The sequence below is a fragment of the Sphingopyxis sp. genome, assembly GCF_050725655.1.
GTDB lineage: Bacteria > Pseudomonadota > Alphaproteobacteria > Sphingomonadales > Sphingomonadaceae > Sphingopyxis.
Genome location: NZ_JBOHHT010000124.1, coordinates 37,604 through 54,321, shown reverse-complemented (window position 1 = coordinate 54,321; position 16,718 = coordinate 37,604). Strand labels below are relative to the sequence as shown.

Below are 16,718 nucleotides of genomic sequence, written 5' to 3'. Positions count from 1 at the left end.
CGAATTTATGGATCTCGATCTCACCCAAGACGAACTGTATTTCCGCGAGGAGGTGCGCGATTTCCTCCGCACCTCGCTCCCCGACCATGTACGAGACGGAGCGAAACGAACGCCCGGCGTGTTCGTCGAACCCGATATCGGCCTCGTCTGGCACCGCATTCTCAACGACAAGGGGTGGGTCGCCTATCACTGGCCCGAGGATTGTGGCGGCACCGGCTGGACACCGATGCAACGCTATATCTTCGAAAAGGAATGCGCGGTCGCCGGCGCACCGGCCTTGTCGGTGCTCGGCCTGCGCCTCGTCGGCCCGGTGATCTGCGCCTTCGGCACGCAGGAACAGAAGGACCGCTTCCTGCCCGCGATCCGCGCCGGAACCGATTATTGGTGTCAGGGCTATTCCGAACCGCATAGCGGCTCCGACCTCGCGTCGCTCCGCACCCGCGCGCGGCGCGACGGCAACGAATATGTGGTCGACGGGTCGAAAATCTGGACCACGCATGCCCATCATGCGAACTGGATCTTCTGCCTCGTTCGCACCGACAGCGAAGTGAAGAAACAGGCGGGGATCAGCTTTCTGCTCGTGCCGATGGACCAACCCGGCGTCACGGTTGCCCCGATCATCACGATGGCGGGCGACCATGAGGTCAACCAGGTCTTCCTCGATGGCGCGCGCACCGCGGTCGACAACCGGATCGGCGAGGAAGGTCAAGGCTGGACGATCGCCAAATTCTTGCTCGAGAATGAGCGCGGCGGGTCGTTCCACGCGCCGCGCCTGATCCGCGCGATCGATCATCTGGAACAGCTCGCAGGCATCGCGCCGAGCGGGCACAATGGATCGCTCGGCGGCGACATCCAGGTTGCGATCCAGATCGCGCGGCTGCGGCTCGAGGCCGAAGCACTCGAAACCACCGAACTGCGCATCCTCGCCGACATCGCCAAGGGCCGCCCCGCCGGACCGCAGACCTCGCTCGTCAAGCTGATCTCGTCCGAACTGCACCAGCGGATCGATGCCCTTGCGATGGATCTCCATGGGTATGACGGCCTGCAATTGCCCACCGTTCGCCCGCTCTATGGCAACGAGGCGCCGTCGCCGATCGGCGACGAGGACGCGCAGGTTGCCGCCGCCCGCTATCTCAACAGCCGTGCCTGGACCGTATTCGGCGGTTCGAGCGAAGTTCAGAAAAACATCATAGCAAAGACGGTGCTCCGCTTATGACACATGCATTGCGACTTGCCCGCCCGTATGAGATAGTCCCCGGCATGGGAGAACAGGCAGAAAAACTGCCCGTCGACGGGTTCGCACCCCCAATGGATGCCAGGACGCTCGTCGACGCGGTCACGATCCGCAACGTGGAGGACATCCACGATGCCGCGGTGTTGCTCCGCGACTATGCTGCGGCTTTTGGTCTGCGCGCTGCGCTATGCGACGATATCGCGTCCAAGGAGACGATGGTCGATGCCGATGGCGCGGTGCTGGCGGCTGACCTGTTCGGCTGGCTCGGCGACGGCGAACGCTGGTGGGAAGATCACCGGCTGGCGCTTCATTCGCCCTTGCCGCGATCATGTCGCTACGAAAGCGAGCCGTTCTGGTGCAACAGCGACGGGTTTCGCACCGCCCAGCCGAACCCCTATCTCGAAGAAATCGACCCGGCGCGCTATTTCGCCGCGAACCCGCGCTATAAGGCGGCGATCGTTATTCCGGTGCATCTGCCGTTTGGACAGATTTCTGCCAACAGCTTTCATCCGACCGATCCAGACATCGCCGATCTGAGCGACCTGTTCGCGGAAATCGGCGACACGCTGGCGCTCGCGACGCGGCGCTTCATCGCGGGCTATGCTTCGGCGATGCGAACCAAGCGGCGTATCCCGTCGGATTGCGAGCTGTCGAAGCGCGAGGTCGAATGTCTGCGCTGGGCCGCGATCGGCAAGACCGACCGCGAAATCGGCATGATCATCTCGCTGAGCCACGCGACGGTGCGCTATCATGTCCATCGTGCGGGTGAGAAACTGAACTCGGTCAACCGCGCGCAGACGATCTTCAAGGCCGGGCAGCTCGGCTACCTCGGCGCGAATAGCTGATTATCCCAGCGAGCGTAGCGGCTCGCTGCCATCCCAGTTCCGCGCCGCGTCGCGCATCATCGCGAACAATTCCCTGGTGCCCGCCTGCGGCTCCAGTAGTTCCACAAGATTGCCGGGACCGCTGCCCGGATCGGCGTAGATCACCCCGCCGGTATCGCCAACGGGCGCCTCGAAGATGATCTCGGCGCCGACCTCGCCGCACCGCGCGCGTGCCTCGTCGATCGAATCGACCAACAGGCAAACATGGTGAAGCCGGTCGGCGACCCCATAATCGCCGCGATAGATCGACGCGGCGTCATTCTCGGGCCGGATCAACTCGATCTGCATGTCGCCCCAATAGCCAAGCGCCATGGTGAAGACCGGATCGCTGGCCTCGCCGCGATAGCGCCCGCCGGGAAGCGATACGTTCGGTAGCAGAAAAAACGGTCCCGCACCGATCACTTCGGTCCAATGTTTCACCGCCGCGTCAAAGTCCGATGGCACAAATGCCAGCTGCATGACGTCGCCCAGCGATGCGAGTGTTCGAGTTCCGGTCATGGGACATCCTCCTCAAAAGCGATAGCGCACAAGCTTGCGACTCTGTGCGATAAGATAGCCGAGACCCGGAAGCATACTGGGCAAAATGTGAGGAGAGCTATGGCCGATTCCGATCCCCATATCGCCCAGAAGGATTGGCCTGCCGTCCGCAAGCGCAATGCGCGCACCGGACTGCGCAAGCTGGTATCGATCGTCGCCGAGAACCGCACCGACCGCGCCGAAGCGCCGCTGCCGCTGCACAAATCCGTTTATACCGGTGAGGCCCGCAACGCGGCGGAAATGAAGCATATCTTCCGGGGCGAGCCCATTGTGGCGGGCCTTTCCGGCGACATTCCCAAGGCCGGCGACACACTCGTCTTCGACTCGGTCGGCCCGTCGATCCTCGTCGCGCGCGGCAAGGACGGCGTCGCCCGCGCCTTCCTCAACATGTGCACGCACCGCGGTGCGAAGCTGGTCGAAGAAAAAGAGCCCTGGAGCGGCCCGCGACCGCGTCTCGTCTGCCCCTTTCACGCATGGACCTTTGACCCGGCGGGCGAACTCGTCGGACAGCCCGGCAAGGAAGGCTTTGCAAACTGCGAGATCGGCGCCCGCAATCTGATCGCTCTGCCCTGCACCGAACATCTCGGCCTGATCTTCGTCCGCGCCAATCCCGATGGCGAACCGATCGACGCCGAGGCGCATCTTGGCGATTTCGGACCGGTGCTGGCACAACTTGAGCTGCATCGCGCCGAACCGGTCAAGAAGGGCATCCTCACCGCCGATTCGAACTGGAAGTTCGCGCTCGACACCTATGGTGAGAGCTATCACTTCAAGATGCTCCACAACACGACGATCGGCCAGACGCACTACAGCGACCGCAACGTCTATGAACCGATCGGCCGCCATCATCGCGTGAGCTTTCCCGACCTGTCGATCGGCACGCTCGTCGGCAAGGACGAGAGCGAATGGCCCGAGACCGAATATGGCGGAGTGCATTTTCTGTTCCCCAACACCGTGATCTTCTTCGGCGCCGTCACGCCCGGGGTCTATTTTACGCAGGTCTTCCGCCTCTTCCCCGACGGACCGGGCAAGATGTTCTGCCAGTTTGCGGTCTATGCGCCGTTCGGGGTCGAAAATGACGCGCATCGCGCGATGTGCGAGATGGCCTATGACGCGACCGCGACGGTGGTGCAGACCGAGGATTATCGCGTCGCGAGCAATGGCTACGCCAACCTGATGACCGCACCCGACAATTTCCGCGTCGTGTTGGGCGCGAACGAGCCGGCCTTGCACGGCGTCCACCGTTCGATCGCCGCCGCCTGCGGCATGCCGCTCGACCAGATCGCCTGAACCCTCCGGAGTTTATCGATGAACGACCTCAGTCCTACCCAGGCCGACAACAGCGATAGCGGGCGCGACGATCGTTGCCCCGGCACCAGCTACACCGACATGCTGAAGGCCGATACCCGGCGCGTGCCCGACTATCTGTTCGCCGAATCGAACCAGGATATAGGCGACGCACCGATCCCGATCGCGCGCTATGTCAGCGAGGATTGGGCGAAGCTCGAACGCGAAAAGATGTGGCCGAACATCTGGCAATATGCCGCGCGCGAAGAGGATATGCCCGAACCCGGCGATACGGTCGTCTATGACATCAACGAGAAAAGCATCCTGCTCGTCCGTCAGAAGGACCTGTCGGTCAAAGCCTTCTACAACGTCTGCCTGCACCGCGGCCGCAAGCTGCGCACCGAGAGCGGACCCGCGGTCAACCTGCGCTGCCCCTTCCATGGCTTTTCCTGGCACCATGACGGGCGCTTCAAGGAAGCCCCGTGCGCGTGGGATTTCAAGCATCTCGAAGCCAAGGATATGAGCCTGCCCGAACTGCGGGTCGAACGTTGGCAAGGCTTCATCCTCGTCACCGAAAATCTCGACCTGCCATCGTTCCGCGACTGGGTCGGCCCGGGCGTCGAGCATTATGACAATTGGCGGCTGGACGAATGCTACACCGGCGCATGGGTCGGCCGGGTCATTCCGGCCAACTGGAAAGCGGTATCCGAAGCCTTTATGGAGGCGTGGCACAGCATCGTCACCCATCCCCAGATCCTGGGCTTCACCGCTGACGCGAACACGCGCTACGACCTCTATGGCGACTTTCTCAACCGCGCGATCACCCCGGCGGGCGCAATGTCGCCGCACATCAAGGGCAAGGATCAGTTCTACGTCCTGAAATCGCTCGAAGATTTCATCGGTGCGGGCGATAGCCGCGCGCGCCGCGCGACCGGCGACCCTGCCGATCTGAAAGGCTTCGAAGCCGACGACCCGATGCTGGCGCGCAAGGTGCTGGCGCAGGCGAACCGCGACGCCTTTTCAGCGGTGAACGGGCATGATTATTCGGACGCGACCGACAGCGAGATGCTCGACAATTTCACGTACAATGTCTTCCCCAACTGGTCGCCCTGGGGAGGGCTGGTGCCCAACATCGTCTATCGCTGGCGCCCGTGGGGCGACGCCGACCATTGCCTGATGGAAGTCCGCATCCTGATGCGCACGCCCAAGGGCGAAAAGCCGCCGAAATCGGCGCCGATGTACCTGGTCCCAGATGATCAACCGTTCGCCAGCGCCAGTCATTTGATCGGCGCCGCGCTCGCCGGGGTGTTCGATCAGGACATGGAAAACCTGCCTTATGTGCAGGAGGGGATGAAATCGTCGCCGAACGGGGTGCTCGAACTCGGCCATTATCAGGAAAGCCGCATCCGCCATTTCCACCGCACGCTGGAAAAATATATGGACGGGACGCTGCCGGCCTGATGGCGACACGCCGCCCTCTGCTATCGCTGGCGGCGGGGGTGATGCCCGACTTCTCGCCGCAGCGGACCGTGGCAGCGGCAGCGCAAAGTGATTGGCCGGCAGTCGGCATCTGGTACGATCCAGCGACGTGGACCCCGGCCACGACGATCGAAATCCGTGACCGTATCGCCGACGCCGGGCTGGTCGCGCTCGATATCGAGGTGATCTGGCTGAAACCCGGTCCCGACGATCCAGCGCATTTCGCCGCGATCGATGCCGGCGCGGCCATCGGCGCGCGCAATGTGCTGGTGGTGAGTTCCGAATCCGACCCCGCGCGCACCGCCGAAAAGCTGGCGCGGTTGAGCAGCCATGCAGCGGCGTCGGGGATGCGCGTCTGTCTGGAGTTTGCCGCCTTTACGGCGGTCGGTACTATCGACGCGGCATTGGCCATCCTCGATGCGGCCGGGTGCGAAGAGGTCGGCCTGCTGATCGATCCGCTGCACCTTGCCAGAACCGGTGGCGCACCTGGCGATCTCGCCGCGATCGACCCGCACCGCTTTCCCTATGCGCAGTTCTGCGACGCCCCCGCCAGCGGCCCGCCGCCGAGCGACGTTCCCTCGATTATCCACGAAGCACTCGATCTGCGGCTGATGCCCGGCGACGGCGCGCTGCCATTGACCGAATTGTTGGCGGTATTGCCAGGCGATATTCCGCTGAGCGTCGAGCTCCGCAGCGCGATGCTGCGCGATGGCTACCCCGATCCGGTCGAGCGGGCCCGCGTCTTGCTGACCGCAACGCAGCAATGGCTGCGCTAGCCTAGCTCCAGTCCTGCCGCTTCGCCCACTCGACCAAGGGCGTCGGGGTCAATCCCAGCCGCGCGGCCGGCGCCGGATCGACGATCAATGGCGACACAGGCTGATCGTTATACCAGCGATAGAATTTCGCCATGCCGTCATAGATGCTGTGCGGCTGGACCTCACGCGATCCGGTGACAAGTTCGCTCATGCTCGCAGCGAATTCGTCGGGCGCAAGGCTGAGGAAACGGATCGGTCGGCCGAGCGCCTCCGACAAGCGTTCGGCCACTTGATCGCCAACCAGCGTTTCGGGACCACCCAGCGGCAGGTGCAGCGGCGCATCGGATTGTTCGAGCGCCGCGACCATAGCGGCGGCAACGTCGCCCAGGCACACCCAGTTGATCCGCAACGTCGGCGCGGCGGGATAGGCAAAGATGCCGCGCTGCGCGATCGACGGCCTGCTCCAGACGCGGATCATATTGTCCATGAACACCACGGGCTCGACGAAGCAACATCGTGCGCCGCTCGCCTGCAAAGCCGCCTCGATATCGCGCCGACCGTCGTGCGCCGACAGATCAAGATCATGGTCGGCGACAAAACAGGCGGTGTTGAACACGATATCGCGAATGCCCGCCGCCTTCGCCGCCGTGCCGATCGCCTGCCCGTAAGCAGCGGCGCGCGCGCGGTCAAATTCGAACGGCAAGTGAAAGGCAAGCGCGTCCTGCCCGGCAAAGGCGGCCGCGAGCGACGCGCTGTCTCCAATATCGGCGTGAACGGTCGGCAAGCTCGGAAACGGCGTACCCGCCATGGCGTCCGCGCGTCGCGCCCCTGCGGTCACGTCATGGCCCGCAGCGCGCAGCGCACGCACCAGCGGAACTCCCTGATCCGCCGACGCGCCCAGCACCATCACCCGCATCTCAGCCTGTTCTTTCGGTCGCATGGGCCGCGTGGCGCCCGGCAAGAAAGCCGAACACCATGCCCGGCGCGATCGTCCCGCCGGGGCCGCCGTAGGTCATGCCCATTGCCGAGGCCATGACATTGCCCGCGGCATAGAGGCCAGGGATCGCCCCGCCATCGACGCTCAAGACCCGCGCGTTCACATCAGTCTGTGGGCCGCCCTTGGTGCCGAGCGCCCCGCTCTTGAGCTCGACCGCGAAGAAAGGCGCCTGCCCGACCGGGCCGAGCGTTGCGGCCGTCGATCCGCGTCCGTCGGGATCCCCCCACCAGCGGTCATGCGCCGCATCGCCGCGCCCGAAATCGGGATCGCGCCCGCTCGCGCAGTGGCCGTTGAACCGATCGACCGTCGCTTCAAGCGCATCGGCATCGATGCCCAGCCGCTGCGCAAGCTCGGGCAGGTTTTCGGCGCGCATCGACCATTGCGGGGGCGCAACGCCACGCTCGCCGCTGATCATGCCAAAGCCGAAGCGGTCGATATATTGCTGGTCGAAGATCAGCCAGCACGGCAGGTTGGCATAGTCGAACGCGCTGACATCCTGATCGTGGAAGGCCGCGCCGATGGCGTTGTAATTCGCCGCCTCATTGGTGAAACGCTTGCCCGCGCAGTTGACCATGATCGAATGCGGCAGGCTGCGCTGACCGGCGACGAGCGTCTTGCCGGTCGAACATTCGCTTTCCGGCACCTCGGCCACGGGCATCCACCACGCCTCGCGCATATTGCCGAGCATCGCCCCGACGCGCATCGCCATTTTCAGCCCGTCGCCGCTGTTCGTCTGCGGGCTCAACGGATGCGTCATCGGCCCGCGGAGGAAGGCGCGGAGCAAATCCTTGTCCCATTCGAAACCACCGGTCGCGAGGATCACCGCATCGGCGGCGACCTCGACCGTCCCGTCAGCGGTTTCGAACACCGCCCCCGCAACGCGCTCACCGTCCATCAGCAACCGTACCGCACGAGGCCCCGTCCGCGGCTCGATGCCGCGATCGAGGCACGCCCGCAGCAACCGCCCGACCAGCGCCTGCCCGCTGCCGCGCAGATCGGCGTCGATCCGTCGCTGCAACTCCTCGGGCGACAGCGGTTCAGGCTGCGCCTGTCCGAGCGGAGTGTCGTAGATCGAGAAATGCGGCGAGGGATAATAGGGCGAGCGCGTCACCCGCTCGGCCCAGTCGCCCAGTTCGTGAAAGGAATAGAGCGGGCAATCGAGCGAGCGCCCCCCATTGGGCATCCCGCCCGGAAACTCGGCATGATAGTCGGGAAATTCGGGGATAGGCCGGAACTGCACTGGCGTATTCGCTTCGAGGAAGGCCACCATCTCGGGCCCATGATCGAGGAACGCCTCGACCAGATGCTCCTGCATCAACCCGTGCGACATCGACAGCAAATAGGTCAGCGCCTTTTCGCGGTTGTCCTCGACGCCAAGCGTGGCTTCATGATGATTGTTCGGAACCCAGATCATCCCGCCCGACCAGGCCGTGGTGCCGCCGACCTCGTCGCCCTTTTCGAACAGCGAAACCCGCGCGCCGGCTTCATGCGCGGCGATCGCGGCGGTCATCCCCGCGCCGCCAGTACCCAGAACGAGGACATGCGGCGCTTCCATCATGGCTATGCCTTCAATTGTTCGACCATATCGGCCGTGTCGAAATAATGGATGCGCATCGACGCCATCTTGCCAGCGTCGTCGAACGCGGTGACTTCGGCGATATGCGTCTCGAACCGCTTGCCGGAAGATCGCGCCGTCACCGTGAAGTGCAGCAACGCGACGGCATATTTTTCGCCGCCAACCAATTCCTGCCATTTGACCACCGGGTCTTCCCAATAGCCCATGACATGCGCGTAAAGCCGCTGCAGCGCGTCCTTCCCTTTCCACTCGCCGCCATAGGGAAGCGACGCTGGTTCATGGATGACGAAGGCGTCGGCCATGAAATCGGCGACCGCGTCCCAGTCGCCTTTGGCGACCGCGGCGTACATCGCCTTGCTGGCGTCGAGCGGCGTCATTCGATCGTCCCGACCAACGCGCCGACCGGATAGACTTCACCCTCGACTCCCGTGGGGCGAATCGTCCCCGCAACCTGCGCCTCGATCTCGACCGTCGTCTTGTCGGTTTCGACGGTGTAGATGATATCGCCGACCTCGACACGCTCGCCATCGCCGACCATCCACTCATTGAGTGTCATTTCGGTCGCCGACATGCCAATCTTCGGGATGCGCAGTTCTTCCGCCATTGTCTTCATCCCTTCCAGTTGACCGCGGCGCGCACGGCGTCGGCGATGGCATCCTTGTTCGGAATCCACGCCTGTTCGAGCGCATTCGCCATCGGCACGGCAGAGAAAGCGCCACCGATCCGTGTCACGGGCGCCTTCAGCTTACCGAACAATTTTTCGTTGAGACGCGAGGCGATTTCGGCGCCGGTGCCATATTGTTTGACCGCTTCGTGCAGCACCACCGCGCGCCCGGTCTTCTCGACCGACGCGGTGACGGTCGCCTCATCGTAAGGCGCGATGGTGCGCAGATCGATCACCTCGACCGAGATGCCTTCCTCGGCGAGCCTGCCCGCGATTTCGAGCGCGTCGAGCACGGTGCGGCCATAGGTGATGATCGAACAGTCGGTCCCCTCGCGCGTCACCGCCGCCTTGCCGAGCGGGACGATATGCCCCGGCCCCGGATCGTCCGACTTCAGCCCGTAACAGAGAATATTCTCGATAAAGATCACCGGGTCGTTGCACGCGATCGCGGCGCGCATCAGCCCCTGCGCATCGGCAGCGTTCGACGGGGTCACGACCTTCAGCCCCGCGACATGCGCAAACCACGCCTCCAGCATATCGCTATGCTGGCCGCCGAAACCGACGCCGACCCCGGTGGTGGTGCGGATGACCAGCGGAACATGCGTCTGGCCGCCCGACATGAAGCGCAGCTTGGCGGCGTGGTTGACGATCTGGTCCATCGCGACGGTGACGAAGTTCATCAGCATGATCTCGGCGATCGGGCGGAAACCCGCGAGCGCCGCGCCGACGCACGCGCCGACGATCGCCGTTTCCGAAATCGGCGTCGCACGAATGCGGTGCTCGCCATATTTTTCGCTGAGGCCCGACGAGATTTTGAACACCCCGCCGCCCTGCTTCGCCGCGACATCCTCGCCGAGCAGGATCACGCCCTCATCCTCGGCCATCGCTTCGTCGATCGCGCGGTTGATCGCCTGCGTCATCGTGATCTGACCGCTCATGCCGCAATCTCCTCTTCGAAGACATCCTTGCGGATTTCCTCCGGCCCCGGCAGCGGACTGTTCGCGGCGAATTCGGCGGCCGCGTCCATCTGCGCGTCGAGGTTGGCAACGATCGCGTCGAGTTCGGCCTCGGTGAACTGGTGATCAAGCATCAACTGGCGCAGTCGCGGCAACGGATCCTCGGCCGCCATCTCTGCCAGATGCTCCTTGGGCATGTAGGAGAAGTCGGCGCCAAAGAAATGGCCCATCATCCGGTAACACATCGCCTCGATCAGCGTCGGCCCCTCACCCGCCCGCGCACGCTCGACCGCAGCCTTCGTCGTGTTGTACATCGCGATCGCGTCATTGCCGTCCACATGCGCCCCGGCCATGCCATAGGCATTCGCTCGGGTGACGATCGAATCGACCTTGGTATGGTCGGCAAAGGCGGTGTGCTCGCCATAACGGTTGTTCTGGCACAGGAAGATCACGGGCAACTTCCACAACTGCGCCATGTTCATCGCCTCGTGGAACGCGCCGATATTGGTCGCGCCGTCGCCGAAGCAGACCATCGTCACCTTGCCGTCGCCGCGGTTCTGCGACGCGAGCGCGAGCCCGTTGGCGATCGGCAGCCCCGATCCGACGACCCCCGTCGTCACCATCACGCCTGTTTCGGGATGGGTGATGTGCATCGACCCACCCTTGCCGCGGCAGGTGCCACCGACCTTGCCCGCGATCTCGGCAAACAGCGGGTTCAGCGGCACGCCCTTGGCGATCTGGTCGTGCTGGCCGCGGTAGGTGGTGACGAGATAATCGTCCTGGTTGAGCGCCGCCATCGCCGCCGCCGACACCAGCTCCTGCCCGCGCACGGTGTAATAGATCACCGCCAGCTTGCCGGTCATCAGCAGCGAGCGGAATTTCTCGTCGGCACGCGCAACGCGCATCGTGCGGGTGTAGATGTCGCGCAATTTGTCGCGATCGATCGAGGCGTCGGTCATGCTAGTCTCTCCTCAGGCGGGTTCGGCCACGCCCTGTTTATGATTGGCACTGTCGGCAGCACTTGGCCGCGCCGCGACACGATCCCGCCATGCGACCAGGTTGGTCAGCGCGGGATCGAGCGGCTGCCCGACCATCGCTCCGAATTCGACGAACGAAAACAGCAGGATGTCGGCGAGGCTGAACCGATCTCCGGCGATCCACGGCCCGATGCCGACGATCTTGTCGATCGCCGCCATACCGCTTGCCGCCTGGCGTTTAAGATCGCCCGCGGCATCGGGCAGGCACAGCATCCGCGGCTGGAACATCGGTAGCCCTTCGGCACCGCGGAACGCCAGCGTCATCGGCACCACCGCCTGCTGGTCGATGATCCGCACCAGCATCCGCGTCTGCGCGCGCTCCTCCGCCGTCGCTCCGAGCAGCGCGTGCGCGGTGCGCGTCTCGTCCAGATATTCGCAGATCGCGATGCTTTCGGCGATGCAGCCCCCATCGTCGAGTTCGAGCAAAGGTGTGTGGCCGAGCGGACTTTTCGCGCAGAAGTCGGGCTGGCGGTTCTCGGCCGCCATGATGTCGACGAACCGGCGATCGACCTGCACGCCGGTCTCGGCGAGGTACATCAGCACCACGCGCGGATTAGGACCGAGTGATTGATATAGCTTCATCGCCCCGCGCCTAGAACTGGACGCGTTTGGTGAAACCGCCGTCGATGACGAGATGCGCGCCGGTCATATAAGGGCAAGCGGGCGAGGCCATGAAGACGATGCCCTTGGCGACTTCTTCGGCCTCGCCGAAACGCCCCATCGGCATCTGCGCGAGCGTCGCGTCATAGAGCGCGGGAACGGCCTCCTTGATGACCTCCCAGTTGCCGCCGGGGTAATAGATTGCGCCCGGCGAGACGATGTTGACGCGGATATTCTGTGCCGCGAGCGCCTGACTCAATTGCGAACCATAGGTGATGAGTGCGGCCTTCAGCGCATTGAACGCCTGCGGCACGATGAAGGTCTCGACCGCCGCGGTCGACGACATGAAGATGATCGATCCCGACCCCGACGCCGCCAGCGCCTCGGTCAGTACCTCGACCCCGTGCACCGCGCCCATGACGTCCATGTCGAGCCCGCGCTGCCAATCCCCGGTCGCGCCCTGCCCCGACGAGCTGGCGGTGTGGATGAAGATGTCGCAGCCGCCGAGCGCGTCGCGCGCCTTGCCCAGCCACTCGCGATAGCCGTCGGGATTGTCGGTCATGTCGAATTGTTCGCCGTGAACCTTGCCCGGCCCCGCCGCGTCGATCGCCGCGACCGCGGCCTTTACCTTTTCGGCGTTGCGCGAGAAAAAGGCGACGTCGGCGCCCTCGGCCGCAAAAATCTTGAGCGAAGCGAGCCCCAGACCGTGTGCGCCGCCGTTCATGATGACTTTTTTGCCCTTGAGACCCAGATCCATCGCATCCTCCTCTGATTATTTGCAAGAAGGGTAGCTGGAACATTGATCGCGAGACATCAGCAAAAATGTGAGCATCGCAGTCCGCGCGGGCATCACGGACCGGCGTTGTTCTACAGCCTGAGATGAGAACTAAACCACGCCGTCGAGCCTGCTTTCGCAAGGCAGGATGATTTCGGTGAGCGACCGAAATGAGGCGCGAACCGGACGGCGCGACAGCGACGTCTCGACACGCAGGTGGTGCGCGCCGGCCCCGCGCACGCGAGAATATGATGATGGCGTAGGATCGAAAATGATCGAAAAGAATCGGCAAATATCGCATAAAGATTATACCGACTGAATCATGAATTCAGACATGCGGGGAACGCCGTGTGGGACCGAATTTTCCGGACAAGTATTTGAAAAAATATATCAAATACATGGGTTTAGTTTTCTGAAACCTTTCGCTCCGCCACCGGAACGGAATTCCGGTTACATCGGCACATCTTCGATTGCTTAGCCGGTTCGTACACCTCACCTGCATCAAAGCGTTCGAAATCCTGCCGCCGATCTCTCTGCGCGGCTGTCCATTCGTGGTTGAAAATGTCGAAATCCGGGCAGAATATGTTCGCTTAAATGCGCGAAACACGATCCCACTAGCGATTTCGAACGCCACGCCGTAAAGGCGCCGCCATGCGGATCGCGATCATCGACACCAGCACGACGCGCGCGGCGATCATCTCCGATGGTTTGCGCGAGGCGGGGCTCGACGATCTGGTGCTGATCGATCCGGCGGGCGCGCTGGTCGCGCAAATCGAAGCGGCGAAACCCGAAGTCATATTGGTCAATCTGGAAAATCCCAGCCGCGATTTGCTCGAGGATTTCTTCGCCATGTCGCGCGCGCTTGCCCGGCCCATCGCGATGTTTGTCGACCAGAGCGATACCGAGGCAACCGGCGCCGCGATCGACGCGGGGGTGTCGGCGTATGTCGTCGACGGCCTGTCGAAGCAGCGGATCAAGCCCGTCATCGATCTTGCGGTGCGGCGGTTCCAGGCATTTTCGCGGCTCCAGCGCGAACTCGACGAAGCCAAAAATGCCTTGGCAGACCGCACGGTGATTGATCGCGCCAAGGCCATCCTGATGAAACGCCGCACAATCGACGAGCCGGCCGCCTACGCGCTGCTGCGCGGTCAGGCGATGCGCACCAACCGCCGGATCGCCGAGATCGCCGAGGCGATCGTCACGAGCGACGCGCTCTTGGGAGATATGGAATGAGCGCCGAGACATTCCGCATCGGATTCCTGCCGCTGGTCGACGCCGCGCTGCCGATCCTCGCGCATGAGCTGGGTTTCGCAGCGCGTGAGGGCGTGAACATCGAACTGGTCCGCGACATGACTTGGGCGACGGTGCGCGACCGCTTGCTCTATGGCCATACCGACGCGGCGCATATGATCGCGCCGCTGGCGATCGCGACCGCGCTCGGCCGCGACCGGCCGGCGGTCGCGATGGCAGTGCCCTTCGTTCTGGGGCTCAACGGCAATGCCGTGACCTTTTCGGTCGCGCTGGCGCTCCACGTCGGGTTGGGCGATGCGCTCGGCGATCCGGTGATCATTGGCGCCGCGCTCCGGGACATCGCGGCGGCACGCAAGAGGGCGGGCCAACCGCTGCGCTTCGGGGTTGTCCATCGCTATTCGAGCCACAATTACATGCTGCGATACTGGCTCGCCGGGGTAGGAATCCGCCCCGACGCCGATGTCGAGATCGTTGTCACCAGCCCGCCCTTCGCCGCCGATGCGCTCGCGGCGGGCGAGGTCGACGGCATATGCGTCGGCGAGCCCTGGAACTCGATCGCGGTCGATCGCGGCGTCGGTCATATCGCGCTCGCGACCGCGCAGATCTGGCGCCGCGGCGTCGAGAAGGTGCTTGCGATGCGCGAGGTCGTCATCGACGAGCGGCGCGATGCGGTCGAGGCGTTGCTGCGCGCGCTGCACGACGCCGCCGCCCATTTCGTCGAACCCGGCACGGCGGAGGAAAGCGCCGACATATTGGCGCGGCCCGAATATCTGGGCGCACCGCGCGATGCGATACTGCGCGCGATTACCGATCGCATCCGGCTCGTGCCCGGCGGTGACCCAATCCACTATCCCGATTTTATGTTCCAGCATCGCGAAGCCGCCAATTTCCCTTGGCGCAGCCAGGCGGCATGGCTTTATTCGCAGATGCTTCGATGGGACCGGGCCGACTATTCGGCCGCCGATGCCGCGACAGCCGCCGCGGTGTTCCGCCCAGACGTTTATCGCGCCGCATTGGCCGGGTCGGGCGCGCCCCTTCCCGGCGCCAGTTCGAAGCTCGAAGGCGGGATCGGCGAGCCCCTCGGCGCCGGCTCGACGCAGGGCCGCCTTGTCCTCGGCAGCGATCGCTTTTTCGACGGACGCGCCTTCGATCCCGACGATATTCAAGGCTATCTTGCTGATCTGGGCTAGTTTTACCCGCGCACCGAATTTTATGCTGCACCTGCGAAATAACCGGTTGCGCCGATAGGGCGAATCGGGCAGTCTTTACGCACTCGGCAAGGATGCCGGGACAGGATCAAGCGGCTACGTCTCCAACGAAGGGGCCGGTCCGCGTGGCAGGCGGGGAGCCTTTTCCCCGCACTCCAACAGGCAATGAAGCCGTCAGGATGCGCCCATATGGCCGCCGTCCTGGCGGCTTTTTTATTGCCCGTCGCACAAGGGGACGGACGATGACGACCATGAAGAGCGGCGCCAGTGCCGGGACAAAATCGAGTTTCTGGGCAAGCGGGCATTGGCCGACGCTGCTCGCGGCCTTTCTCTATTTCGACCTCGCCTTCATGGTGTGGGTCATCCTCGGGCCGCTCGCGCCCACGATCGCACAGGATTTGGGCCTGACCCCGGCGCAGAAAGGCTTGATGGTCGCTGTGCCGACGCTTGCCGGCGCGCTGCTCAGGATCACAAACGGGATACTCGTCGATGACATCGGCCCCAAGCGGGCGGGCGCCATCAGTCAGATTGTCGTCATCGGCGGGCTGTTCTATTCGTGGTTCAACGGGATCGACAGCTTCGAGGGCATCCTCGCGCTTGGCCTCGTCCTGGGGTTTGCGGGGGCAAGTTTCGCAATCGCGCTGCCGCTGGCGAGCCGTTGGTATCCGCCCGAACATCAGGGCAAGGCGATGGGTCTTGCCGGCATGGGCAATTCGGGAACGGTGCTCGCCGCGCTATTGGCCCCCACCCTCGCCAATAGCTATGGCTGGAACGCGGTACTCGGCCTGGCGTGCATCCCGCTCACGATCGTTTTCGTCGTCTACATGGTGATGGCGAAGGATGCGCCGAACCCGCCGGCGCGAAAAAGCCAAACGCGCTATTTCGAGCCGCTCAAGACCGCCGATGCCTGGTGGCTGATGGCTTTTTATGCGGTGACCTTCGGCGGCTTCGTCGGGCTTGCCGCGTCGCTCCCGATCTACTTCACCGACCAATTTCACCTTACCCCGGTCACCGCCGGCTATTGCACCGCGGCGTGCGTCTTCGCCGGATCGCTCGTGCGCCCGCTGGGCGGCGCGCTCGCCGACCGGATCGGCGGGGTCAAGGCGCTGATGATCGTCTTCGTCGTCGCCGCACTGGCGCTCGCCGGCGTTCCGCAAGCGGACAGCCTGCCCGCCGCACTCGCGCTGTTCGTGATCGCGATGCTCGCCTTCGGGATCGGCAACGGATCGGTGTTCCAACTGGTGCCGCAACGTTTCGCGGCCGAGATCGGCGTGATGACCGGCCTCGTCGGCATGGCGGGCGGCATGGGCGGCTTCTATCTCGCTTCTTCGCTCGGCTTCGCCAAGCAGTGGAGCGGCAGCTTCGCACCGGGCTTCTACATCTTCGCGGGGCTCGCCGTGCTGGCACTGATCGCGCTGATCTTCGTCAAGGGCCACTGGCGCGCGACCTGGGGCGCGGCCGAGGGCGTGCGGATCTGA

The 16,718-nt window shown here is 64.0% G+C and carries 17 protein-coding genes; 8 read left to right on the top strand and 9 right to left on the bottom strand.

The window, feature by feature from the left end; translation table 11 throughout:
• Positions 1-7 precede the first annotated feature (7 nt).
• Entirely contained in the window at positions 8-1,216 is a 1,209-nt protein-coding gene (locus tag ACREBX_RS20355; RefSeq protein ID WP_431563555.1) for an acyl-CoA dehydrogenase family protein, read from the top strand.
• A gap of 44 nt (positions 1,217-1,260) precedes the next feature.
• Complete coding sequence (locus ACREBX_RS20350) at positions 1,261-2,079, top strand: helix-turn-helix transcriptional regulator (RefSeq protein WP_431563554.1); 819 nt, start codon at positions 1,261-1,263, stop codon at positions 2,077-2,079.
• Here ACREBX_RS20350 and ACREBX_RS20345 read toward each other — a convergent pair whose 3' ends face one another.
• Positions 2,080-2,616, bottom strand: coding sequence for a VOC family protein (locus ACREBX_RS20345; RefSeq protein ID WP_431563553.1), 537 nt, complete (start codon positions 2,614-2,616; stop codon positions 2,080-2,082). It abuts the gene before it with no gap.
• 99 nt (positions 2,617-2,715) lie between these two features.
• Between ACREBX_RS20345 and ACREBX_RS20340 the strand changes: the two genes are divergently transcribed.
• The 3 genes from ACREBX_RS20340 to ACREBX_RS20330 are packed head-to-tail and all read left to right on the top strand — an operon-like array spanning position 2,716 to position 6,197.
• Complete coding sequence (locus tag ACREBX_RS20340) at positions 2,716-3,945, top strand: aromatic ring-hydroxylating oxygenase subunit alpha (RefSeq protein ID WP_431563552.1); 1,230 nt, start codon at positions 2,716-2,718, stop codon at positions 3,943-3,945.
• 18 nt (positions 3,946-3,963) lie between these two features.
• Positions 3,964-5,403 (top strand): aromatic ring-hydroxylating oxygenase subunit alpha, encoded by a 1,440-nt coding sequence (locus ACREBX_RS20335; protein ID WP_431563551.1) that lies wholly within the window; start codon positions 3,964-3,966, stop codon positions 5,401-5,403.
• Complete coding sequence (locus ACREBX_RS20330; RefSeq protein ID WP_431563550.1) at positions 5,403-6,197, top strand: sugar phosphate isomerase/epimerase family protein; 795 nt, start codon at positions 5,403-5,405, stop codon at positions 6,195-6,197. The genes ACREBX_RS20335 and ACREBX_RS20330 overlap by 1 nt, the downstream gene beginning before the upstream one ends.
• Before the next feature lies 1 nt (position 6,198).
• On the opposite strand, the gene ACREBX_RS20325 is transcribed toward ACREBX_RS20330, so the two are convergent.
• Genes ACREBX_RS20325 through ACREBX_RS20290 form a run of 8 tightly spaced genes read right to left on the bottom strand, consistent with a single transcriptional unit; the run spans position 6,199 to position 12,763 of the window.
• The gene (locus tag ACREBX_RS20325; protein ID WP_431563549.1) at positions 6,199-7,092 is read right to left on the bottom strand and encodes an SDR family oxidoreductase; all 894 of its coding nucleotides are present in this window, start codon (positions 7,090-7,092) and stop codon (positions 6,199-6,201) included.
• A 1-nt stretch (position 7,093) separates the two neighbouring features.
• The gene (locus ACREBX_RS20320; RefSeq protein WP_431563548.1) at positions 7,094-8,731 is read right to left on the bottom strand and encodes an FAD-dependent oxidoreductase; all 1,638 of its coding nucleotides are present in this window, start codon (positions 8,729-8,731) and stop codon (positions 7,094-7,096) included.
• A gap of 2 nt (positions 8,732-8,733) precedes the next feature.
• Entirely contained in the window at positions 8,734-9,126 is a 393-nt protein-coding gene (locus ACREBX_RS20315; protein WP_431563547.1) for a nuclear transport factor 2 family protein, read from the bottom strand.
• A complete protein-coding gene (locus tag ACREBX_RS20310; protein ID WP_077145288.1) occupies positions 9,123-9,353 on the bottom strand; it encodes a biotin/lipoyl-containing protein in 231 nt (76 codons plus the stop codon). Before ACREBX_RS20310 ends, ACREBX_RS20315 begins: the two co-directional genes overlap by 4 nt.
• 5 nt (positions 9,354-9,358) lie before the next feature.
• Positions 9,359-10,351 carry an alpha-ketoacid dehydrogenase subunit beta gene (locus tag ACREBX_RS20305; RefSeq protein WP_431563546.1) on the bottom strand — a complete coding sequence of 331 codons (993 nt, stop codon included), beginning with the start codon at positions 10,349-10,351 and terminating at the stop codon, positions 9,359-9,361.
• A complete protein-coding gene (locus ACREBX_RS20300; RefSeq protein WP_431563545.1) occupies positions 10,348-11,328 on the bottom strand; it encodes a thiamine pyrophosphate-dependent dehydrogenase E1 component subunit alpha in 981 nt (326 codons plus the stop codon). The genes ACREBX_RS20305 and ACREBX_RS20300 overlap by 4 nt, the downstream gene beginning before the upstream one ends.
• Positions 11,329-11,340: 12 nt before the next feature.
• Positions 11,341-11,988: a glutathione S-transferase family protein gene (locus tag ACREBX_RS20295; protein ID WP_431563544.1), complete on the bottom strand. Its 648-nt coding sequence runs from the start codon at positions 11,986-11,988 to the stop codon at positions 11,341-11,343.
• Between the two features lie 10 nt (positions 11,989-11,998).
• Positions 11,999-12,763, bottom strand: coding sequence for an SDR family NAD(P)-dependent oxidoreductase (locus ACREBX_RS20290; protein ID WP_431563543.1), 765 nt, complete (start codon positions 12,761-12,763; stop codon positions 11,999-12,001).
• A 669-nt stretch (positions 12,764-13,432) separates the two neighbouring features.
• Here ACREBX_RS20290 and ACREBX_RS20285 point away from each other — a divergent pair.
• From ACREBX_RS20285 to ACREBX_RS20275, 3 genes are all read left to right on the top strand, one after another.
• Entirely contained in the window at positions 13,433-14,014 is a 582-nt protein-coding gene (locus ACREBX_RS20285; RefSeq protein WP_431563542.1) for an ANTAR domain-containing response regulator, read from the top strand.
• On the top strand, positions 14,011-15,222 hold the full coding sequence (locus ACREBX_RS20280; RefSeq protein WP_431563541.1) for a CmpA/NrtA family ABC transporter substrate-binding protein: 1,212 nt from the start codon (positions 14,011-14,013) through the stop codon (positions 15,220-15,222). Before ACREBX_RS20285 ends, ACREBX_RS20280 begins: the two co-directional genes overlap by 4 nt.
• Before the next feature lie 260 nt (positions 15,223-15,482).
• A complete protein-coding gene (locus ACREBX_RS20275) occupies positions 15,483-16,718 on the top strand; it encodes a nitrate/nitrite transporter (protein WP_431563540.1) in 1,236 nt (411 codons plus the stop codon).